Genomic DNA, 19,946 nt, shown 5'->3' with positions numbered 1-19,946 from the left:
CGTACCTCGCACATAGGGTGGATCGCATGGCTGCAAAGACGGACGCAGAGACATCAGCGGCTGCCGCCGCGGGCACGCTCGGTTACGAGCAGGCGCGGGACGAGCTGATCGAGGTCGTACGCCGGCTGGAGGCGGGCGGCACGACGCTCGAGGAGTCCCTGGCCCTGTGGGAGCGGGGCGAGGAGCTGGCAAAGGTCTGCCGCCGCTGGCTCGAGGGCGCGCGCGCCAGGCTCGACGCGGCGCTCTCCGAGGGTGGGGACGGGCCCGCCGGGAGTGCCGGAGACTGAGCGGGTACGGCGCGCTCGGCGTGAGCCGGGTCACTGTCCGCATATAATTGAAATTTAACCTACCGGGCTGCGGTTACACCCGCTGTAAAGATCCTCTTTTTTCCGGAAGGTACGCCAGAATGACCCTCGTTCTTGACTCCGCCGCCCAGGACCTCCTCTTCCGCGAGGCCCGCACCGCCAACACGTTCTCCGACGAGCCGGTGACCGAGGAGCAGGTGCAGGCGATCTACGACCTGGTCAAGTTCGGTCCGACCGCCTTCAACCAGACTCCGTTGCGCGTCGTACTGGTCCGCTCCGCCGAGGCCCGCGGGCGCCTGGTCCAGCACATGGCCGAGGCCAACCGCCCGAAGACCGCCGCCGCACCGCTGGTGGCGATCCTCGCCGCGGACAACGAGTTCCACGAGGAGCTCCCGCAGCTGTTCCCGCATTTCCCGCAGGTCAAGGACATGTTCTTCGCCGAGCGCCCGGTCCGCGAGCAGTCCGCTCTGGTCAACGCCGCCCTCCAGGCCGCGTACTTCATCGTCGGCGTCCGCGCCGCCGGCCTGGCCGCGGGCCCGATGACGGGCTTCGACTTCGCCGGCGTACAGAAGGAGTTCCTGGACGGTGACCACACCCCGGTGATGGTCGTGAACATCGGCAAGCCGGGCGACGAGGCACCCTTCCCGCGCGGCCCGCGTCTGGCGTACGACGAGGTCGTCACCACCGTCTGACGCGCGGGGGCGATCCCCACGTGAAATGGCCGCCCGCCCCGGATTCCGGGGCGGGCGGCCTTCGTGCACGCGCGACGCGTCAGGGCTTAGCGTTGAGGGCTTCGGGGCCAGGGCTTGCTTCAGGCGTCTTCGTCTTCAGCGCCGCCGCCATCTTCGCCAGCTGCTCGTACGACGCCGTGCCCGTGACCACCGTCGTCGCACCCTGCTCCTTGAGCACCAGCGCGTCGTACTTCGGGCCCTCCCAGCGCTGCCAGGTCTCGTCGCCGATCCGCTGCGTCCGCTCGGTCTCCTCGGCGTTCTGGCTGACCTGGCGGATGTACTTGTCCGCGGGGGCGGTGGACTGCTCCACCGCCACGTACTCCCCGTCCGGGTCGAGGAAGCCCAGGTGCCAGGCGTTGCTGCTCTGCCGTTCGTACGACACCGACGTGGGCCGCCAGTCCTTCGCCAGCCCCTCGGGGGCGGCGACCGGATAGGGGGCCGCGCGCCGGGCCGTCAGGAGTTCGACGCGGTAGTCGACCGCCCTGACCGGGTCCGCGTCCTCGTCGTGGGGAATGAACACGTAGATGACAGCGACGGCGATGCCGATCACCGCCATCGACAGCGTCATGTCCCACACCGTCTGCTTGCCTCGCATACCTGCCACGGGTCCATCGTCCCCCATGCCCGGCGGTCGGCTGCGCCAGGGGTTGCCCATTCCGAGCGGATACCGATATGCCGCTCATACGTGCCCCGCACTGCTCAATTTATCGACGTACCGATAGAGTCGCAGCACCCTCTTTTCCGGCCGTCGTCGTACAGAAAGGTGCGCTCCGATGTCCGAGCACAACAACTTGCCGTCCCAGCTCGAGGTCTCCCCCGAGGCTCCCGACCGCAACCTCGCCATGGAACTTGTCCGGGTCACCGAGGCCGCCGCCATGGCTGCCGGCCGGTGGGTCGGCCGCGGCGACAAGATCGGTGCGGACGGTGCGGCCGTCAGGGCAATGCGGACTCTGGTCTCCACCGTCTCGATGAACGGCGTCGTCGTCATCGGCGAGGGCGAGAAGGACGAAGCTCCGATGCTGTTCAACGGCGAGCGGGTCGGCGACGGCACCGGTGCCGAGGTCGACATCGCCGTGGACCCCATCGACGGCACCACGCTCAACGCCAAGGGCATGCCCAACGCCATCGCCGTGCTGGCCGCCGCCGACCGCGGCACCATGTTCGACCCCTCCGCGGTCTTCTACATGGACAAGCTGGTGGTCGGCCCCGAGGCGGCCGACTTCGTCGACATCACCGCGCCGACGTCGGTCAACATCCGCCGCGTCGCCAAGGCCAAGAACATGTCGCCCGAGGACGTCACCGTCGTCATCCTGGACCGCCCGCGCCACGAGGGCATCGTCAAGGAGATCCGCGAGACCGGCGCCCGGATCAAGTTCATCTCCGACGGCGACGTGGCCGGCTCGGTCATGGCCGCACGTGAAGACACCGGCGTGGACATGCTGATGGGCATCGGCGGCACCCCCGAGGGCATCATCTCGGCCTGCGCGATCAAGTGCCTCGGCGGAACCATCCAGGGCAAGCTCTGGCCCAAGGACGAGGCCGAGCGTCAGCGCGCGCTCGACGCCGGTCACGACCTCGACCGCGTGCTGCACACGAACGACCTGGTCAGCGGCGACAACGTGTTCTTCGTGGCGACCGGCATCACGGACGGCGAGCTTCTGCGCGGAGTCCACTACCGCGCCGAGACGGCGACCACCTCCTCGCTGGTGATGCGCTCCAAGTCGGGCACCATCCGCAAGATCGACTCCACTCACCGCCTGTCGAAGCTGCGCGCCTACAGCGCCATCGACTTCGACCGCGCGCAGTAGGCCGCAGTAGATCGGCGGCCGCGCCAGGTACGGCGAACGCGGCAGGTACGGAAAAGAGGGGCGGCCCCCGTTGTGCGGCGGGGGCCGCCCCTCTTCCCGTACGGACGATCAGCCCGCGGCCGCGATCGGGCCCGTCGGGGCCGCATTGCGCAGTTCCATCTCACGGCGCCTGCGCCGGGCCAGGACAACCCGGCGCTCGGCGGCCGTCAGGCCGCCCCACACGCCGTACGGCTCCGGCTGGAGCAGCGCGTGCTCCCGGCAGTCGACCATGACCGGACAGCGTGCGCAGACCCGTTTCGCGGCCTCCTCACGCGAAAGCCTTGCGGCCGTCGGTTCTTTGGAGGGGGCGAAGAACAGCCCGGCTTCGTCCCGGCGGCACACCGCCTCCGAGTGCCAGGGTCCGGCATCTTCCCGAGCCGGCCCCCGCTGGCTCGGAACTGCGGCGACCTGCGGGGACTGATGCGGCGGTTGCAGCACGGGTCTACTCCTGACGACGGCTTCGCGAGCGAGAGACGATGCAGCAGTCCCTACCCGCTGTGCGCGCGCCTATGCACTGAGTTCCGGTACTCGGAATTCCGACCGGTTCCCGACTCGCGCTCCGCCGCTTCACGGCCGGGCGCCTGGCATGCGCTCCCCGGACCCTTACGAGTCAGTGCCCGATGTGCTTGCGAAGCCGGTCGTGCAGATCGACGAGCCGCTTGCCGCGCTTCGGACGCGCCTCGATGTTGCCGAAGACCGAGAAGCCGCGGATGAACACCACCGGGGCCTGAGGGTCGGCGTCCTCGTTGGTCCTCACCTCGAAGTTCCCGAAGACGCCTGTGCCGAACCCCCGCAGGGTGATGTTCTCCGGGACCCGGACCTCGACATTGCCGAAGACGGACGTCGCGTTGATCTCGATGTGCTGCTGCTCGAACACCGCCTCGGTGAGGTCGATCTCGACGCTGCCGAAGACGGAGACGGCACGGGTGCGCACGCCGGGACGCCAACGGCCTCTGCGGGTCGAGCTGCTGAACACGGCGACGAGGTTCTCGGTGGCGACCGGTCCGGTCGGCGGCGTGGGCGGGGCCCACGCGGGGGCCGGCGCCACGGGCCGGTGCGGGCCGGCCGCGGGCAGGTCCCGTACCAGCGGCTCGAGTTCGCCGAGGGTCTTGGCCGCGTACGCGCTGTCGATCCGCTCGGAGTGCTCCTCGGCGGTCAGCCGGCCGTCGGCCAGCGCGTCCCGGAGGATGTCGGAGATCCGGTCCCGGTCGGCGTCGGACGCACGTACGGCTGAGGGCTCATGCTTTTCCAGGTCCACCCGCCGAGCATACCGAGACACGATAGATCGCGATAGTGGCGGATGAGGCGTTCCCCACTGAGCCCTACCTCACAACCCCGGCCAGTCCGGCAGGTCCTACCCTGGTTGACGCGCTGTCAATGGACGCCAGCGCCGCCGTCTGCCGAGTGAGGAATGGCCGTGCCCGAGTTTGCGTACACCGATCTGCTCCCCCTGGGAGAGGACACCACCCCGTACCGGCTGGTGACCTCCGAAGGCGTCTCCACCTTCGAGGCGGACGGGCGTACGTTCCTCAAGGTCGCCCCGGAGGCGCTGCGCACGCTCGCCGCCGAGGCCATGCACGACATCTCGCACTACCTGCGGCCGGCCCACCTTGCACAGCTGCGGCGCATCATCGACGACCCAGAGGCGTCCTCGAACGACAAGTTCGTCGCCCTCGACCTGCTCAAGAACGCCAACATCGCGGCGGCCGGTGTGCTGCCCATGTGCCAGGACACCGGCACGGCGATCGTCATGGGCAAGCGCGGCCAGAACGTCCTCACGGAGGGCGGCGACGAGGAAGCCCTCTCACGGGGCGTCTTCGACGCGTACACCAAGCTGAACCTGCGCTACTCGCAGATGGCTCCCCTCACCATGTGGGAGGAGAAGAACACCGGCTCCAATCTGCCCGCCCAGATCGAGCTGTACGCGACCGACGGCGGCGCGTACAAGTTCCTCTTCATGGCGAAGGGCGGCGGCTCCGCCAACAAGTCCTTCCTCTTCCAGGAGACGAAGGCGGTCCTCAACGAGGGCTCCATGATGAAGTTCCTGGAGGAGAAGATCCGCTCACTCGGCACGGCCGCCTGCCCGCCGTACCACCTGGCGATCGTCGTGGGCGGCACGTCCGCGGAGTTCGCGCTGAAGACCGCGAAGTACGCCTCGGCGCACTACCTCGACGAGCTGCCCTCCGAGGGCTCCCCCGCCGGTCACGGCTTCCGTGACAAGGAGCTGGAGGAGAAGGTCTTCGAACTGACCCAGAAGATCGGCATCGGCGCGCAGTTCGGGGGCAAGTACTTCTGCCACGACGTCCGCGTCGTCCGGCTGCCGCGCCACGGCGCCTCGCTGCCCGTGGCGATCGCCGTGTCCTGCTCGGCCGACCGCCAGGCCGTCGCGAAGATCACCGCCGAGGGCGTGTTCCTGGAGCAGCTGGAGACCGATCCGGCGCGCTTCCTGCCGGACACCACCGACGAGCACCTGGAAAGCGCCGGCGACGTCGTACGGGTGGACCTGAACCGGCCCATGGACGACGTGCTCGCCGAGCTCAGCAAGTACCCGGTCAAGACCCGGCTCTCGCTGACCGGTCCGCTGGTGGTGGCACGCGACATCGCGCACGCCAAGATCAAGGAGCGGCTGGACGCGGGCGAGGACATGCCGCAGTACCTCAAGGACCACCCGGTCTACTACGCGGGTCCGGCCAAGACCCCCGAGGGCTACGCCTCCGGCTCCTTCGGCCCGACCACGGCCGGCCGTATGGACAGTTATGTCGAGCAGTTCCAGGCGGCGGGCGGCTCCAAGGTCATGCTGGCCAAGGGCAACCGCTCCAAGCAGGTCACCGACGCGTGCGGCACGCACGGCGGCTTCTACCTGGGCTCGATCGGCGGTCCGGCAGCGCGGCTCGCGCAGGACTGCATCAAGAAGGTCGAGGTCGTCGAGTACGAGGAACTCGGCATGGAAGCGGTCTGGAAGATCGAGGTGGAGGACTTCCCGGCGTTCATCGTGGTGGACGACAAGGGCAACGACTTCTTCACCGAGCCGGCCCCGGCCCCGACCTTCACGTCCATTCCGGTCCGGGGCCCCGGGCTCGGATAGTTCCTGCCGCGGTGCTTCGCCGGACGGGCTGACCGCCCAGCCCGTCCGGCGACCGAGGACCCGGGCCCTCTACGCGAACCGCTGGTTCGCCGCGCCCGTGCAGGTCTGGAGCCGCAGCGGCTCCCTCGGCCCCGCGAGGGTGAGGCAGAGGCCGGTGGCGGCCGCGGGGCGGAGCGTGTCCGACTGCCGCACGAACTGCTGGTTGGCGCCGCCGTGGCAGTTCCACAGGACGACCGCCGTGCCTGCCGTGTAGCTGCCGTTCGAGACGTCCAGGCAGCGGTCGTGCGTCAGCTCGGTGTGCAGGGACTTGCGGCCGGCGTCGTACCACCAGCCCTGGTTGCGGGCACCGTTGCAGTCCCAGCCTCCGACCTTGGCGCCGTTGCGGCTGTTGGCGCTGTAGACGTCCACGCAGGTGCCGGTGGACGCGTTTCTCAGCGGCTCGTACGCGTCGTCCCAGGCGCCCGGATGGAGCTGAGGCGTCCCGGTGCTCGCCGGATCCGCGCAAGCGGCCTCACTCAGGCCGGAGTTGTAGAGCTGGGTCAGGCACGAGGCGAACGCGGCGTGGCCCCGTACGTTCGGGTGGAAGGACTGACGCACCGAGTTCGAGTCCGGGGGGAAGGGATTGGTGAGGTCGACGTAGAGTCCGCGCGCCCATGCGTCGTCCATGCACACCTCGTGGCCGTGGAACAGGCGGGAGTTGTCGAGGTAGAGCGCTCCGGAGTTCTTCGCCGCCCGGCGCATCCCGCTCTGGAAGCCGGGTACGGCGGTGTTGCGGGCCCAGACGGCGTCCTGGTCGTAGCCGGTGCACCCGCCCGGGATCTTCCCGGGATAATTCGGGTTGTCGTAGATGTCGGGGCCGATGGGGCCGGGATAGCCCATGACGACCAGCTTGTAGTCGCCGTCGGCGTAGCCCGCGTCGCGCATGACGGTGCGCAGATCCGCCACCGTCGCCTCGACCTTGGGCACCAGGCCGTCGATGCGGCCCTGCCAGCCCGGGTTGTACTTGGGCTCGCAGGCGCCCTGGAACGTGAACCACCGGGTGACGCAGTCGGTGATCACCGGCCCGAACTGGAGGTCGTCGTTGGCGCCGGCGACCAGCAGCACCATCTTGATCCGGGTGTTGCGGGCCTTGATGGCGAGGTTGTCGCTCTGCACGAGTTCGTCGGCGTGCTGCTTGCTGCCGCCGATGCGGATGTTGCCGGTACCGGCGCCGGAGCAGGACACGTTGTACGTGACGTCCGCGGGTATCGCGGTGCGGTGGATGGCGGCGTCGGGCGAGCGGTGGCACCAGTTCGACGGGCCGTTGGTGCCGGGTTCGTACGTGCCGACGCCCTCGCCGGAAATCTCGCTGTCGCCGAGGGAGATGAGGCCGGTCTTGCGCTCAGCGAGCGGGCGTTCGGCGGGGCTGCCGTACAGCTTGGCGGCTTCGGTGGCGCGGATGGTCTCGAGTGCGGGTGGCAGGGGGGTGGATGCGGGGGCGGCCGGTGCCGGGGCCGCCTGGGCCGTGGGGGTGATTGCGGTGAGTCCGCCGAGGGCGGCCGCGAGCGCCGCGAGAGCGGCGACGGTACATCTGAGTCTGGGTCTGGTGCGTGTCATGAACGCCTCCCCGATTTCAGTGTTACCGAAGGTATTTACTGGCCAGTAAGGGACTTGGGAACACTGCGAACAAGACAATTGCTCAGCTTTTCAGGAGGTACGACAACATGACGACCGATGAGAACGCCAACCTGACCGGGGCTCAGTACCGCACCGAGCACGACTCCATGGGTGAGGTGCGGGTCCCCGCGCACGCCAAGTGGCGGGCCCAGACCCAACGTGCGGTGGAGAACTTCCCCATCTCCGGCCTGCGTCTGGAGCGCGCCCACATCGAGGCCCTGGCCCGGATCAAAGCGGCGGCGGCCAAGGTGAACGCGGAACTGGGCGTACTGGACAAGGACATCGCGCAAGCGATTGAGCAGGCCGCGGCCGAGGTCGCCGAGGGCCGCTGGGACGAGCACTTCCCGGTTGACGTCTTCCAGACCGGGTCGGGCACCTCGTCCAACATGAACGTGAACGAGGTCATCGCCACCCTCGCCGGCGAGCGGATCGGCCGTCAGGTCCATCCCAACGACCACGTCAATGCGTCGCAGTCGTCCAACGACGTCTTCCCGTCCTCCATCCACATCGCCGCGACCGCCGCTGTGACGGGCGACCTCATCCCGGCCCTGGAGCATCTCGCGGCCTCGCTGGAGCGGAAATCAGCCGAATTCGACCAGGTTGTCAAGGCCGGCCGCACCCACCTGATGGATGCGACGCCGGTCACCCTCGGCCAGGAGTTCGGCGGTTACGCGGCCCAGATCCGGGCCGGCGTCGAACGGCTGACGTCCGCTCTCCCGCGCCTCGCGGAACTCCCCCTCGGCGGCACCGCGGTGGGCACCGGCATCAATACCCCGCCCGGTTTCTCGGCCGCCGTCATCGCCGAGGTGGCCCACAGCACCGGCCTGCCGCTGACCGAGGCCCGGAACCACTTCGAGGCGCAGGGAGCGCGGGACGGGCTGGTGGAGACTTCCGGCCAACTCCGGACCGCCGCGGTCGCGCTGACGAAGATCTGCAACGATCTGCGCTGGATGGCGAGCGGCCCGCGCACCGGACTGGCCGAGATCAGTCTTCCGGATCTCCAGCCGGGCTCGTCGATCATGCCGGGCAAGGTGAACCCGGTGATCCCGGAGGCGGTCCTGATGGTCGCGGCCCAGGTGACCGGCAACGACACCACGGTTGCGGTGGCCGGCGCCTCGGGCAATTTCGAACTCAACGTCATGCTGCCGGTGATGGCCAAGAACGTGCTGGAATCCGTACGGCTGCTCGCCAACGCCGCCCGCCTGCTGGCCGACCGTACCGTCGACGGCATCACGGCGAACGCCGAGCGGGCCCGGGAGTACGCCGAGTCCTCCCCGGCCGTGGTCACGCCGCTCAACAAGTACATCGGGTACGAGGAAGCCGCCAAGGTGGCCAAGAAGTCGCTGGCCGAACGGAAGACCATTCGTGAGGTCGTCCTCGAATCCGGCTATGTGGAGCGTGGAGACCTCACCCTGGAACAGCTGGACGAAGCCCTGGACGTGCTGCGTATGACCCGACCCTGACCTGCGCCCTTACCCGGCCCGCCCGGCGTCGTGATCTATACCGCAGCGCCCGGCGGCGCCCGCCCCTAGGATCTGCGCATGACAGGTACGACGGGCACTTCCCGCTGGGCACCGGGGGACCACATCCTGTGGCGCTACCGCGGCAATGCCGTGGAGGGAAACGGCCATGTCCACATCTGCCGCCCGGTGACCGTTGTCGAGGACACCCCGGATCTGCTGGCGGTGTGGATGGCGCCGGGCACCGAGTGCGTGAGGCCCGTACTCGCGGACGGCACGCCCGTGCACCACGAGCCGCTCGCCACCCGCTACACCGCGCCCCGAACCACCGTCCGCTCGCGGTGGTTCGGCACGGGTGTGCTGAAACTGGCCCGGCCCGGCGAACCGTGGTCGGTCTGGCTGTTCTGGGAGCGCGGCTGGCGCTTCAAGAACTGGTACGTCAACCTGGAAGCCCCGCGCACCCGCTGGGCCCGCGGCGTCGACTCCGAGGACCACTTCCTCGACATCTCCGTGTACCCCGACCGCAGCTGGTGCTGGCTGGACGAGGACGAGTTCGCACAGGCTCAGCGGGTCGGACTGATGAACGCGGCACAGGCCCGGCGCGTAAGAAAGGCGGGGCATGCCGCGGTCGAGGTGATCACGGCGTGGGGCCGCCCGTTCTGCGACGGCTGGCAGGACTGGCGCCCGGACCCGCGGTGGACTGTGCCGGTACTTCCGGACGACTGGGACCGCACCCCGGCGCATATGACCTCATGAGACCCTTGATGCGCCCCGGGGGTTCAAACGTAGGATCGTCCTCCGTATGGCCGCACAGTCACAATTCCGTTGCCATGCACAGATCTTGAGCGAACGTCACAAGAGGAAGACGAGAGGGGCCGAGAAAGAGGAGTTGACGGTGTCCCACCCGCTGAGCGGGTATACCGCGACTGAGTTGAGTGCAGCGCACATCCAGCGCAAACGGACGGAATCCCACGCGTGACGGAGTACTCCACCTCCCACGAAGGCCCGCAGCCCGGAGCTGCCCGGCCGACCGCGCCCGCGGACCCGCGCGGGGCGCTGCAGCGGCGTTCCGGAACGGCCGCCGGAACCCCGGCAGGCGCCCCCGCGGACGTCGTCCCCGCCCAGCCGCGGTCCGCCGCGTCGCCGCGCCCCAGGCCCCGGGAGGACGGACCGGGATCCGCCGCCGCGGACGGCCACGGCAAGGCAGAGGCGCACGGCAACGCGGACCTCCTCGCTCAGGCCGACGGCCACGTCAAAGCCGACGCACACGTCCAGGCGGCCGACGCACGCGGCATGGCGGGCTCCGCGGCCACCCCGGGCGCCCGTGGCGTCGCCGCCGATCCCCCGGGCATACGCGCGGACGCCGGCCCGGCGGCCGATCCCGCGATGGCCCGGCGCGAGGGCGACCGGCTGCGGTTCGTGGGCGCCGCCACCCGGCGGATCGCGCGCGGCATAGACCTCGACGAGATCGTGCTGGGACTCTGCAGGGCCACCGTGCCGACGTTCTCCGACGCAATCCTCGTGTACCTGCGCGACCCGCTGCCGGTCGGCGACGAACGGCCCGCCGGTCCCGTGGTGTTACGGCTCAGGCGGACCGACCGGCTCCGGCCGATCGACGAGGGCACGGACAACAACGCCGACCCGGAGACCGACCCGGTCAGGCAGCACCTGTTCATGCAGGCCGACCTGCCGGCCGCCGAACTGTGCGAGATCCGGCCCGGCGGTGCGCTCGACGAGGTGCTCCGGGGCGTACGGCCGGTGTTCGGCGCTTCCGCCGCCGCGCGCGCCGCGCTGCCGGAACTGCTGGGCGAGGACCATCCGGTGCCGAACGGGCACCGGGCGATCCTCGCCCCGCTGCGCGGCCGACGCCGCGTCATCGGTGCGGCGGTGTTCCTGCGGCGTCCCGAAAGGCCGGCGTTCGAACCCAACGACCTGCTCGTGGCGGCCCAGTTGGCCACCCACACCGCGCTCGGCATCGACAAGGCCGTGCTGTACGGGCGTGAGGCCTACATCGCCGACGAACTGCAGCGCACCATGCTCCCCGACTCGCTGCCCCAGCCGACCGGCGTCCGGCTCGCCAGCCGGTATCTGCCGGCCGCCGAGACGGCCCGGGTCGGCGGCGACTGGTACGACGCGATCCCGCTGCCGGGCAGCCGGGTGGCGCTGGTCGTCGGCGATGTCATGGGCCACTCCATGACCTCCGCAGCGATCATGGGCCAGCTGCGCACCACCGCGCAGACACTGGCCCAGCTCGACCTGCCCCCGGCGGAGGTGCTGCACCACCTCGACGAGCAGGCCCAGCGGCTCGGCTCGGACCGCATGGCGACCTGCCTGTACGCCGTGTACGACCCGGTGTCGCACCGGATCACCATCGCCAACGCCGGCCATCCGCCGCCCGTGCTGCTGCACCTCGGCGGCCGCGCCGAGGTGCTGCGGGTGCCGCCCGGCGCGCCCATCGGCGTCGGTGGCGTCGACTTCGAGGCGGTCGAACTGGACGCCCCGGCCGGCGCCACCCTGCTCCTCTACACAGACGGCCTGGTGGAGTCCCGGCTGCGCGACGTCTGGACCGGTATCGAGCTGCTGCGGGAGCGGCTCGCGGCCACCGCCCAGCTGACCGGGCCGGACCACCCGCCGCCGCTGGAGGCGCTCTGCGACGACGTCCTGGACATGCTCGGGCCGGGCGACCGGGACGACGACATCGCGCTGCTCGCCGCCCGCTTCGACGGGATCGCGCCGAGCGATGTCGCGTACTGGTTCCTTGAGCCGGAGGAACGAGCCCCCGGGCGGGCCCGCCGACTGGCCCGGCGCGCGCTGGCCCGCTGGGACCTGGAGGAGCTCTCCGACTCGGTGGAGCTGCTGGTCAGCGAGGTGGTGACGAATGCCGTGCGGTACGCCGAGCGGCCCGTCACGCTGCGCCTGCTGCGTACGGACGTACTGCGCTGCGAGGTCGGCGACGACTCCCCGCAGCTGCCTCGGCAGCGCCGGGCACGGGACACCGACGAGGGAGGCCGGGGACTGTTCCTGGTCAACCGGCTGGCGCGGCGGTGGGGCGCGACTCGGCTGAGCAGCGGAAAGGTGGTCTGGTTCGAGCTGGCGGCGCCGTCTCGGACGTAGCAGTGGGCGCCCTTGTGTGGTCTCGGGCGTTTCTTCGCCGGCGTCCTTATCAAGACCGACCAGGGCATCGACTTCCTGCCCCAGGCCGAGGCGGACGAACTCGCCGGCCATGACGCGGACCGGCACCGCCGCGATCTGTACGAGTCGATCGAGTCCGGAAACGCGCCGAGCTGGACCATGAAGGTGCAGGTCATGCCGTTCCAGGACGCCCCGGACTACCGGTTCAACCCGTTCGACCTGACCAAGGTGTGGCCACACGGCGACTACCCGCTGATCGACGTCGGCCGGATGACGCTCGACAGGAACCCGGAGGACCACTTCATCCATGTCGAGCAGGCCGCCTTCGAGCCCTCGAACATGGTGCCGGGCATCGGCCCGTCCCCGGACAAGATGCTGCTCGGCCGGCTCTTCTCGTACCCCGACACCCACCGATACCGGATCGGCCCGAACTACGCGCAGCTGCCGCCCAACCGGCCGCGCACGCAGGTCAACTCGTACGCGAAGGACGGCCCGATGCGGTACGAGCCGGCCCGGACCGCCCGCCCCTACGCACCGAACTCCTATGGCGGGCCGGCCGCCGCGGTTGAGCAGTTCGGCGACCCTGCGGGCTGGGCCACCGCGGGCGACATGGTGCGCGAGGCGTACTCCCTGCACCGCGAGGACGACGACTGGGGCCAGCCGGGCACGATGGTCCGCGAGGTCCTGGACGACGCGGCGCGCGACCGGCTCGTGTCCAACGTCACCGGCCACCTGAGCGCCGGGGTCTCGCGTCCGGTGCTGGACCGGGTCCTGCAGTACTGGCGCAACATCGACAAGGACATCGGCGACCGGATCGCGAAGAACGTGAACGGCACCTGACCGCTCGCCGCTCTCCCCCGGCCGCCGGCACCCTAGGGCCTCGGCGGCCGCAGGGTGTTCTCGTCGCCCCCGGTGTCGCCGCCGGTGCTGCCGTTGCCGCCGCCGGTGTCACCGCCGCCCGTGTCGCCGCCGGGTCCGCCGATCAGGCCGCCGTCGGCCGACTCCGTCGGGTCGGGCGTGGTGGTCGGATCCGGGGTCCGGGTGGGCGTACGCGTCGGGTCCGGCTCACCCGTCGGGGTGTTGGTCGGGTCCGGCTCCTGCGTCTCGGTCGGCTCCTGGGTCGGGGTCTGGGTCGCTTCGACCACACCCATGTCCGTCTCCAGGTCGAACCGCTGGTTCACGTCGCCGCCGGCCAGGGCTTCGGACGTGTACTGCTTCCAGATCCTGGCCGGGAAGCCACCGCCGTTGGCGCGGCCGGAGTTGGCAGTTCCGGTCAGCGAGACCTGACCGCCGCCCTCCTTGGTGGACTCGCCGAACAGCGCCACGACCGTGGTGAGTTCGGGTGTGTAGCCGGTGAACCAGGCGGACTTGTTCTGCTCGGAGGTACCGGTCTTGCCGGCCGCCTCGTAGGAGCTGGACTTCACCGCGTTCGCCGAGCCCTCGTTCACGACGCCCGTCAGCACCTTGGTGACCGTGTCGGCGCTCTCGCGGCTGATCGCCTGCCCGCCGAGCGGCTCGGGCAGGTCGGCCTCGCGGCTTTCGTGCTTGGCGGCCTTCACGATCGCCGGGGTGACCTTCTCGCCGTGGTTGTCGAGGGTCGCGTAGGCGGCCGCCATGTCCAGCGTGCTTGAGCCCATCGGGCCGAGCGACATCGCCGGCCGCTCGTCGAACGCGCCCCGGTCCTTCATACCGAGGTCGAGCGCGGTCTTCTTCACCTTGTCCGGTCCGACGTCCACGATCATCTGGGCGTAGACGGAGTTGAGCGAGTGGTTCGTCCCCTTCTGGACCGTGACCGGACCCCAGCTCCTGTTGTCCAGGTTCTGCGGGGCGAAGGGGGTGTCGCTGCCCTCGACCGGACGGCGGCTGGTGCCGTCGTAGACGGTGTTGGGCTTGATCGGCTTGCCGTCCTGGGTGACCGACCCGTTCTCCATGGCGGAGGCGAGCACGAACGGCTTGAAGGTCGAGCCCGGCTGGTAGTCGGTCCGGGTGGCGTTGTTGATCCAGTGCTTGGTGGCGTCCGTGCCGCCGTACATCGCGACCACGCGTCCGGTCTTCGGGTCGACCGAGGTCGCTCCGGCCTGCACAGTCGCGTCGACCTGGTTCTTCTTGCGGTCGAGCTTGGACTCGAGCTGGTCCTCGACGGCCTGCTCGAGCTTCTTCTGCTTCTTCTCGTCGATGTTGAGCGTGATCGTCCAGCCGCCGGCATCCAGGTCCTGCTTGGACACCCCGGACCGCTCCAGCTCCGCCCTGGCCGCCTCGACAAGGTAGCCGGTCTGGCCCTCCAGACCGGGCGCGGCCTTCGGCGCGTTGGGTATGGGGAACTTCAGGGTGGCGCGCTTCGCCTCGTCGAGCTTCCCCATGTCGATCATGTGTCCGAGGATGATGTCCCAGCGCTCCTGGACGAACTTCCGGCCGGTCGGGGTGGCCGCGTGCCAGTCGTAGGAGCTGGGCGCCTGGAGCAGAGCGGCAAGGTACGCACCCTGCGCGACGTTCAGCTTGTCCGCGTCGATGCCGTAGTACGCCTGGGCAGCGGCCTGGATGCCGTGCGCACCCCGCCCGTAGTAACTGGTGTTGATGTACCCCGCGAGGATGTCGTCCTTGTCCATGCGCTGGTCGACCTTGAGCGAGATCACCAGTTCCTTGAGCTTGCGGGTGACCGACTGGTCCTGTTCGAGGTAGTAGTTCTTGACGTACTGCTGGGTGATCGTCGAGCCGCCCTGCTTGCCCTTGCCCGAGAGGGTGTTGAGCAGGCCGCGGGCTGTGCCCTTGAAATCGATGCCGGAGTCCTCGTAGAAGGACTTGTTCTCGGCGGCGAGGAAGGTCATCTGGACGTCTCTGGGGATCCGGTCGAGTCCGACGATCTGCCGGTTCACCCCCTGGCCGGTGCGGGCCAGGACCTTCTTGCCGTCGCTGTACTTGAAGATGTTGCTCTGCAGCCGGGCCTGCGCGTTGGGCTGCGGCTCGTCCACATAGAGGTAGAGCGCCACGAACGCGCCCATCACGAGCAGGCAGAGACCGAAGAAGGTGCCCAGCATCTTCTTCCAGGAGAAGAAGCGGCGTATGCCGCCCGGCTTCTTCGCCTTCCTCGCCCGGCGTGCACCGCCCTGCCGTGCTCGTCGTGCTTCTGCTCGGCCCATGACTCCATTGCTCCGCTCGTCAACCCCGACGTCAGCTCAGAAAGCTAACACCGCGCCTGTGGACAAAGGTCAGCCAATCCGGACCTTCCGGACGTGACAATGAGCACCCGTCTCACCGGAACCGACTCCTGGGGGCTGTGCATGGTTGCGAGCGAGTGTAATCTGATATCAGTTTGCTAGATCGCAGAACGACAGAAACGGGGACCAGTCATGACCGAGACCGCCACCACGGACCTCCCACAGATGCCCGAACCGCGCGTCCGCGAGTTCGCCGCCCGCAGCATCGGCGGAGGTCTCGCTCTCCTCCTCGGCCTGCTCGGTCTGGCCGGCGGCATTGTCCTCGTCGTCGCCGGCGCCGCGGCGGGATCCGACGGCGTCAAGGCGGCCCTGATCATCACGGGCGTCTTGGTCGCCATCGCCTCGTTCCTCGCGATGTGCGGGCTGAACATGGTGGCGCCGGGCGAGGCCCGTGTCGTCCAGCTCTTCGGCCGGTACCGCGGCACGATCCGCACCGACGGGCTGCGCTGGGTCAATCCGCTGACCTCACGCGCGAAGATCTCGACCCGGGTGCGCAACCACGAGACCGCCGTACTCAAGGTCAACGACGCCTACGGCAACCCCATCGAGCTCGCCGCGGTCGTCGTCTGGAAGGTCGAGGACACCGCGCAGGCGATGTTCGAGGTCGACGACTTCCTGGAGTTCGTCTCCACCCAGACCGAGGCCGCCGTCCGTCACATCGCCATCGAGTACCCGTACGACGCCCATGACGAGGACGGCCTCTCGTTGCGCGGCAACGCCGAGGAAATCACCGAGAAGCTCGCCATAGAACTGCACGCGCGGGTGGAGGCGGCCGGTGTCCACATCATCGAGTCCCGCTTCACCCACCTCGCCTACGCCCCCGAGATCGCCTCGGCGATGCTCCAGCGCCAGCAGGCCGGCGCCGTTGTCGCCGCCCGCAAGCAGATCGTGGAGGGCGCGGTCGGCATGGTGGAGATGGCGCTCACCCGGATCGCCGAGCAGGACATCGTGGAGCTCGACTCCGAGCGGAAGGCGGCGATGGTCAGCAATCTGATGGTGGTGCTGTGTGGCGACCGGGCCGCCCAGCCCGTCCTCAACACCGGCACGCTTTACCAGTGACGGACCCCGGGAGCCCGCAGGGCAGGCCGCAGCAGCGCAAGCAGGTGCTGCTGCGGCTGGACCCGCTGGTGTACGAGGCACTGGCCCGCTGGGCGGGCGACGAACTGCGCAGCGCGAACGCGCAGATCGAGTTCCTGCTGCGGCGGGCGCTTGCCGAATCGGGCCGGCTGCCCGGCGGCACCGGCCCGATCCCCCGCCGGGGGCGGCCGCCGAGGGCCGCCGCACAGGACGCCGCGCAGGCAACCGCGCAGGACGCCGGGCGGGAGCCCGCACCAGACTCCGGCGAGGCGGAGGAGCCCCGTACGGAATCGTGACAATCGCAGGTGCCCTGGGGAAAGAAAGGCCAGCTCACCATCTCTGCCCTCAAGGAGACCGCCCGGATCGGCTCCTGCCGCGACGGCGACGTCTTCCTCGCCCAGGGCGGCGAAGATGCCGGCGGCATGGACGAGTACGGGCGGCCCGGCAGCCGGCTCGTGATCGACCCGTCGTACAGCGGCGGCGGCTCCGAGGGTGCCGAGATCGCGTGGACCGTGCCGGGCAGCGCACAGCGTCTGCCCTCTCGCCCGGACCCCACCGGCACCGAACGCGGCGGCGTCCTCGCCACCCCGGGCGCGCTCGCCCGGGTGCCCGGCGCGCCGATGCAGTACACGGTGTTCGTCAGACTGGACCCGCGCGAGCCGGCAGCCGCGGACCGGGTGCGCAACCTCGCCTCCCGGGCGAACCCGCTGGGGTTCGTGATTACCGTGCAGGCGACCGAGACGTCGACCAAGTTCGCGAGCATCCGCAAGGGGCTGTTCATCGGGGCGACCGGCGTGCTGGTCCTCATCGGTGCCAGCCTCCTGGTCTCCACACTGGAGCAACTACGAGAGCGCCGAAAGCTGTTGTCCGCCCTGGTGGCGTTCGGCACCCGCCGCGTCACACTCAGCTGGTCCATCCTGTGGCAGACCGCCGTCCCGGTCGCGCTCGGGCTCGCCCTCGCCTCCGTCGTGGGGATGGCACTCGGCTCGGTTCTGCTGAGGATGGCGGGCACGGACGTCGCCGTCGACTGGATGCCGGTCGCCACCATGACGGGCATCGGGGCCGGTGTGGTTCTGCTGGTCACCGCACTCTGCCTGCCCCCGCTGTGGCGGTTGATGCGCCCGGACGGCCTGCGCACCGAATGACCGGCCCGCCCTGACAGCCCGCCCCTGACAGCCCGCCCTGACAGCCCGCCGCTCCCGGTGCGGACCGCTACTCGGCGGGCCACACCGGGAGCGGCCGCATCGCCTCCCGCAGCGCGTCCGCGAAGGCGGTGAACTCCTCCTGCCGGGCCGCGCCCGTACGCATCGCCAGCGCGACCCGGCGGGACGGCGCCGGGTCGGCGAAGTACCCGGTGGCCAGGTGGTCGTTGCGGCTGGTCTCCACCCGCAGGGCCGTACGCGGCAGCAGCGTCACCCCGAGGCCGCCCGCGACGAGCTGCACCAGGGTCGACAGCCCGGCCGCGGTGGTCGTCACCGCGGCCCCGTCCGTACGACCCGCCTCCCGGCAGATGTCGAGCGCCTGATCCCGCAGACAGTGCCCCTCGTCGAGCAGCAGCAGATCCAGCTCACGCAGCGCCTCGCGCGGAATGTCACTGCGCCCCGCGAGCCAGTGGTCACGCGGCGCCACCAGCACGAAATCCTCGTCGAACAAGGGCAGTTCGGTCACACCCGGCACCCCGAGAGGCACCGCGAGGAGCAACAGGTCGAGCCGCCCGCCGGACAGCCCCTCCAGCAGCGACGCGGTCTGCTCCTCGTGCACCTGAAGGTCCAGGTCGGGGTAGCGCTCATGAATCAGCCACAGCACAGTCGGCAGCAGATAGGGCGCCACCGTGGGAATCACCCCGAGCCGCAGCACCCCGGTGAAGGGTGCCCGTACCGCCTCGGCCTCCTCCACCAGATGCCCGACCGCGTCGAGGACCGCCTTCGCCCGCACGGCGAGCCGCTCTCCGGCGGACGAGAGGAGCACCTTGCGCGTCGTACGCTCCAGCAGCTGTACGCCAAGAGCATCCTCCAGCGCCGAGACGGCCCCCGACAGTGCGGGCTGACTCATCCCGATCGCGGCGGCCGCGTCCCGGAAGTGCAGATGCTCGGCCACGGCCGCGAAGGCACGCAGCTGGGCGAGGGTGGGCTGCTTGCCCCGGGCCGTTCCCCTCATACTGGGCGACACTGATAGGTACCTCCGATCGCGACGACCCACTCTAGCTATTTCCGCGATCAATGACTGACATGCCACCATCGGTGATCCGTCCAGCCCCCGTGGAAAACCCCCAAAAAGGGTATTTCCTCATTGCAAGGAGAGTTTGTGCTCACCGTCGGTGACAAGTTCCCCACGTACGACCTGACCGCCTGTGTCGACCTCGACGCGGACAAGGCGTTCGCCCAGATCCACAGCAAGTCCTACGAGGGCAAGTGGCGCGTGGTGTTCTTCTGGCCGAAGGACTTCACTTTCGTATGCCCCACCGAGATCGCCGCCTTCGGTAACCTGAACGACGAGTTCGCCGACCGCGACTGTCAGATCCTCGGTGTCTCCGGCGACTCCGAGTTCGTCCACCACGCCTGGCGCAAGGACCACGCCGACCTGCGTGACCTGCCCTTCCCGATGCTCGCCGACTCCAAGCACGAGCTCATGCGCGACTGCGGCGTCGAGGACGAGGACGGCTTCGCGCAGCGTGCGGTCTTCATCGTCGACCCGAACAACGAGATCCAGTTCACGATGGTGACCGCCGGTTCCGTGGGCCGGAACCCGAAGGAGGTCCTGCGGGTCCTCGACGCCCTGCAGACCGACGAGCTGTGCCCGTGCAACTGGAAGTCCGGCGAGGAAACCCTCGACCCGGTCAAGCTGCTGGCCGGTGAGTGACCCATGGCCCTCGACGAGCTGAAGTCCGCGATCCCGGACTACGCCAAGGACCTGCGGCTGAACCTCGGCTCGGTCATCGGCAACAGCGACCTCCCGCAGCAGCAGCTGTGGGGCACCGTCCTCGCCTGCGCGATCGCCTCGCGCTCGCCGAAGGTGCTGCGTGAGCTGGAGCCGGAGGCCAAGGCGAACCTGTCCGTCGAGGCGTACACGGCCGCCAAGTCGGCTGCCGCCGTCATGGCCATGAACAACGTCTTCTACCGGACCCGGCACCTGCTGTCGGACCCCGAGTACGGGACGCTGCGCGCGGGTCTGCGGATGAACGTCATCGGCAACCCGGGCGTGGAGAAGGTCGACTTCGAGCTGTGGTCGCTCGCCGTCTCCGCGATCAACGGCTGCGGTCAGTGCCTCGACTCGCACGAGCAGGTGCTCCGCAAGGCCGGCGTGGACCGCGAGACGATCCAGGAAGCCTTCAAGATCGCCTCGGTGATCCAGGCGGTCGGCGTGACCCTCGACTCCGAGGCCGCCCTCGCTGCCGAGTAGTCGCCCGTACGCAGGTACGAGAAGGGGCCCCGCGACCGG

General features: G+C 69.6%; 19 protein-coding genes. 13 read left to right on the top strand and 6 right to left on the bottom strand.

The genetic code is table 11. The features are described from left to right. Positions 1-26 precede the first annotated feature (26 nt). Together AB0M62_RS12095 and AB0M62_RS12090 are read left to right on the top strand one after the other, a co-directional pair. Complete coding sequence (locus AB0M62_RS12095; RefSeq protein ID WP_366074054.1) at positions 27-287, top strand: exodeoxyribonuclease VII small subunit; 261 nt, start codon at positions 27-29, stop codon at positions 285-287. A gap of 119 nt (positions 288-406) precedes the next feature. Beyond that, positions 407-997 carry a malonic semialdehyde reductase gene (locus AB0M62_RS12090; protein WP_366074053.1) on the top strand — a complete coding sequence of 197 codons (591 nt, stop codon included), beginning with the start codon at positions 407-409 and terminating at the stop codon, positions 995-997. A gap of 79 nt (positions 998-1,076) precedes the next feature. On the opposite strand, the gene AB0M62_RS12085 is transcribed toward AB0M62_RS12090, so the two are convergent. After that, positions 1,077-1,640, bottom strand: coding sequence for a DUF4245 domain-containing protein (locus AB0M62_RS12085; protein ID WP_366074052.1), 564 nt, complete (start codon positions 1,638-1,640; stop codon positions 1,077-1,079). A 169-nt stretch (positions 1,641-1,809) separates the two neighbouring features. Here AB0M62_RS12085 and glpX point away from each other — a divergent pair, with 169 nt between their 5' ends. Further along, positions 1,810-2,844, top strand: coding sequence for a class II fructose-bisphosphatase (gene glpX / locus AB0M62_RS12080; RefSeq protein ID WP_366074051.1), 1,035 nt, complete (start codon positions 1,810-1,812; stop codon positions 2,842-2,844). Positions 2,845-2,952: 108 nt separating this feature from the next. Here the strand turns inward: glpX and AB0M62_RS12075 are convergent, their stop codons facing one another. Both AB0M62_RS12075 and AB0M62_RS12070 read right to left on the bottom strand, forming a co-directional pair. Then, positions 2,953-3,321: a WhiB family transcriptional regulator gene (locus tag AB0M62_RS12075; protein ID WP_366074050.1), complete on the bottom strand. Its 369-nt coding sequence runs from the start codon at positions 3,319-3,321 to the stop codon at positions 2,953-2,955. 172 nt (positions 3,322-3,493) lie between these two features. Next, positions 3,494-4,141, bottom strand: coding sequence for a DUF1707 domain-containing protein (locus AB0M62_RS12070; protein WP_366074049.1), 648 nt, complete (start codon positions 4,139-4,141; stop codon positions 3,494-3,496). Between the two features lie 153 nt (positions 4,142-4,294). Between AB0M62_RS12070 and AB0M62_RS12065 the strand changes: the two genes are divergently transcribed. Further along, positions 4,295-5,968 carry a fumarate hydratase gene (locus AB0M62_RS12065; RefSeq protein WP_366074048.1) on the top strand — a complete coding sequence of 558 codons (1,674 nt, stop codon included), beginning with the start codon at positions 4,295-4,297 and terminating at the stop codon, positions 5,966-5,968. Positions 5,969-6,037: 69 nt separating this feature from the next. On the opposite strand, the gene AB0M62_RS12060 is transcribed toward AB0M62_RS12065, so the two are convergent. Beyond that, positions 6,038-7,564 (bottom strand): ricin-type beta-trefoil lectin domain protein, encoded by a 1,527-nt coding sequence (locus AB0M62_RS12060; RefSeq protein WP_366074047.1) that lies wholly within the window; start codon positions 7,562-7,564, stop codon positions 6,038-6,040. A gap of 107 nt (positions 7,565-7,671) precedes the next feature. Here AB0M62_RS12060 and AB0M62_RS12055 point away from each other — a divergent pair, with 107 nt between their 5' ends. The 4 genes from AB0M62_RS12055 (at position 7,672) to AB0M62_RS12040 (ending at position 13,056) form a co-directional block, all read left to right on the top strand. Beyond that, positions 7,672-9,087, top strand: a complete 1,416-nt coding sequence (locus tag AB0M62_RS12055; protein ID WP_366074046.1) for a class II fumarate hydratase — start codon at positions 7,672-7,674, stop codon at positions 9,085-9,087. A gap of 78 nt (positions 9,088-9,165) precedes the next feature. Next, positions 9,166-9,840 (top strand): DUF402 domain-containing protein, encoded by a 675-nt coding sequence (locus AB0M62_RS12050; RefSeq protein WP_366074045.1) that lies wholly within the window; start codon positions 9,166-9,168, stop codon positions 9,838-9,840. Positions 9,841-10,059: 219 nt separating this feature from the next. Further along, complete coding sequence (locus AB0M62_RS12045) at positions 10,060-12,198, top strand: ATP-binding SpoIIE family protein phosphatase (protein WP_366074044.1); 2,139 nt, start codon at positions 10,060-10,062, stop codon at positions 12,196-12,198. A 12-nt stretch (positions 12,199-12,210) separates the two neighbouring features. Continuing rightward, positions 12,211-13,056, top strand: coding sequence for a catalase (locus AB0M62_RS12040; RefSeq protein WP_366074043.1), 846 nt, complete (start codon positions 12,211-12,213; stop codon positions 13,054-13,056). 32 nt (positions 13,057-13,088) lie between these two features. Here the strand turns inward: AB0M62_RS12040 and AB0M62_RS12035 are convergent, their stop codons facing one another. Beyond that, positions 13,089-15,353, bottom strand: a complete 2,265-nt coding sequence (locus AB0M62_RS12035) for a transglycosylase domain-containing protein (protein ID WP_366074042.1) — start codon at positions 15,351-15,353, stop codon at positions 13,089-13,091. Between the two features lie 210 nt (positions 15,354-15,563). Here AB0M62_RS12035 and AB0M62_RS12030 point away from each other — a divergent pair, with 210 nt between their 5' ends. The 3 genes from AB0M62_RS12030 to AB0M62_RS12020 are packed head-to-tail and all read left to right on the top strand — an operon-like array spanning position 15,564 to position 17,653. Then, positions 15,564-16,490: an SPFH domain-containing protein gene (locus AB0M62_RS12030; RefSeq protein WP_366074041.1), complete on the top strand. Its 927-nt coding sequence runs from the start codon at positions 15,564-15,566 to the stop codon at positions 16,488-16,490. Beyond that, positions 16,487-16,804, top strand: coding sequence for a hypothetical protein (locus tag AB0M62_RS12025; protein WP_366074040.1), 318 nt, complete (start codon positions 16,487-16,489; stop codon positions 16,802-16,804). The genes AB0M62_RS12030 and AB0M62_RS12025 overlap by 4 nt, the downstream gene beginning before the upstream one ends. A 9-nt stretch (positions 16,805-16,813) precedes the next feature. Then, on the top strand, positions 16,814-17,653 hold the full coding sequence (locus AB0M62_RS12020) for an FtsX-like permease family protein (RefSeq protein ID WP_366074039.1): 840 nt from the start codon (positions 16,814-16,816) through the stop codon (positions 17,651-17,653). 67 nt (positions 17,654-17,720) lie between these two features. Here the strand turns inward: AB0M62_RS12020 and AB0M62_RS12015 are convergent, their stop codons facing one another. Further along, positions 17,721-18,665 carry a LysR substrate-binding domain-containing protein gene (locus tag AB0M62_RS12015; protein ID WP_366074038.1) on the bottom strand — a complete coding sequence of 315 codons (945 nt, stop codon included), beginning with the start codon at positions 18,663-18,665 and terminating at the stop codon, positions 17,721-17,723. Positions 18,666-18,812: 147 nt separating this feature from the next. Between AB0M62_RS12015 and AB0M62_RS12010 the strand changes: the two genes are divergently transcribed. Then, positions 18,813-19,367 (top strand): peroxiredoxin, encoded by a 555-nt coding sequence (locus tag AB0M62_RS12010; protein WP_366074037.1) that lies wholly within the window; start codon positions 18,813-18,815, stop codon positions 19,365-19,367. Positions 19,368-19,370: 3 nt separating this feature from the next. Beyond that, the gene (locus AB0M62_RS12005) at positions 19,371-19,907 is read left to right on the top strand and encodes an alkyl hydroperoxide reductase (protein ID WP_366074036.1); all 537 of its coding nucleotides are present in this window, start codon (positions 19,371-19,373) and stop codon (positions 19,905-19,907) included. The last annotated feature ends 39 nt before the right edge of the window (positions 19,908-19,946 follow it).

It is taken from the genome of Streptomyces sp. NPDC051219, from assembly GCF_040682335.1.
In the GTDB taxonomy this organism is placed as follows: Bacteria; Actinomycetota; Actinomycetes; order Streptomycetales; family Streptomycetaceae; genus Streptomyces.
Note: the sequence above shows the minus strand (reverse complement) of the source record. Positions and strands in the feature narration are given on the sequence as shown.

Excerpts from the sequence above, each read along its gene's own strand:
- AB0M62_RS12060 (WP_366074047.1), bottom strand. The coding sequence starts at position 7,564 with ATGACACGCACCAGACCCAGACTCAGATGTACCGTCGCCGCTCTCGCG.
- AB0M62_RS12015 (WP_366074038.1), bottom strand. The coding sequence starts at position 18,665 with ATGAGGGGAACGGCCCGGGGCAAGCAGCCCACCCTCGCCCAGCTGCGT.
- glpX (WP_366074051.1), top strand. The coding sequence starts at position 1,810 with ATGTCCGAGCACAACAACTTGCCGTCCCAGCTCGAGGTCTCCCCCGAG.
- AB0M62_RS12095 (WP_366074054.1), top strand. The coding sequence starts at position 27 with ATGGCTGCAAAGACGGACGCAGAGACATCAGCGGCTGCCGCCGCGGGC.
- AB0M62_RS12050 (WP_366074045.1), top strand. The coding sequence starts at position 9,166 with ATGACAGGTACGACGGGCACTTCCCGCTGGGCACCGGGGGACCACATC.
- AB0M62_RS12005 (WP_366074036.1), top strand. The coding sequence starts at position 19,371 with ATGGCCCTCGACGAGCTGAAGTCCGCGATCCCGGACTACGCCAAGGAC.
- AB0M62_RS12065 (WP_366074048.1), top strand. The coding sequence starts at position 4,295 with ATGGCCGTGCCCGAGTTTGCGTACACCGATCTGCTCCCCCTGGGAGAG.
- AB0M62_RS12030 (WP_366074041.1), top strand. The coding sequence starts at position 15,564 with ATGACCGAGACCGCCACCACGGACCTCCCACAGATGCCCGAACCGCGC.
- AB0M62_RS12055 (WP_366074046.1), top strand. The coding sequence starts at position 7,672 with ATGACGACCGATGAGAACGCCAACCTGACCGGGGCTCAGTACCGCACC.
- AB0M62_RS12090 (WP_366074053.1), top strand. The coding sequence starts at position 407 with ATGACCCTCGTTCTTGACTCCGCCGCCCAGGACCTCCTCTTCCGCGAG.
- AB0M62_RS12035 (WP_366074042.1), bottom strand. The coding sequence starts at position 15,353 with ATGGGCCGAGCAGAAGCACGACGAGCACGGCAGGGCGGTGCACGCCGG.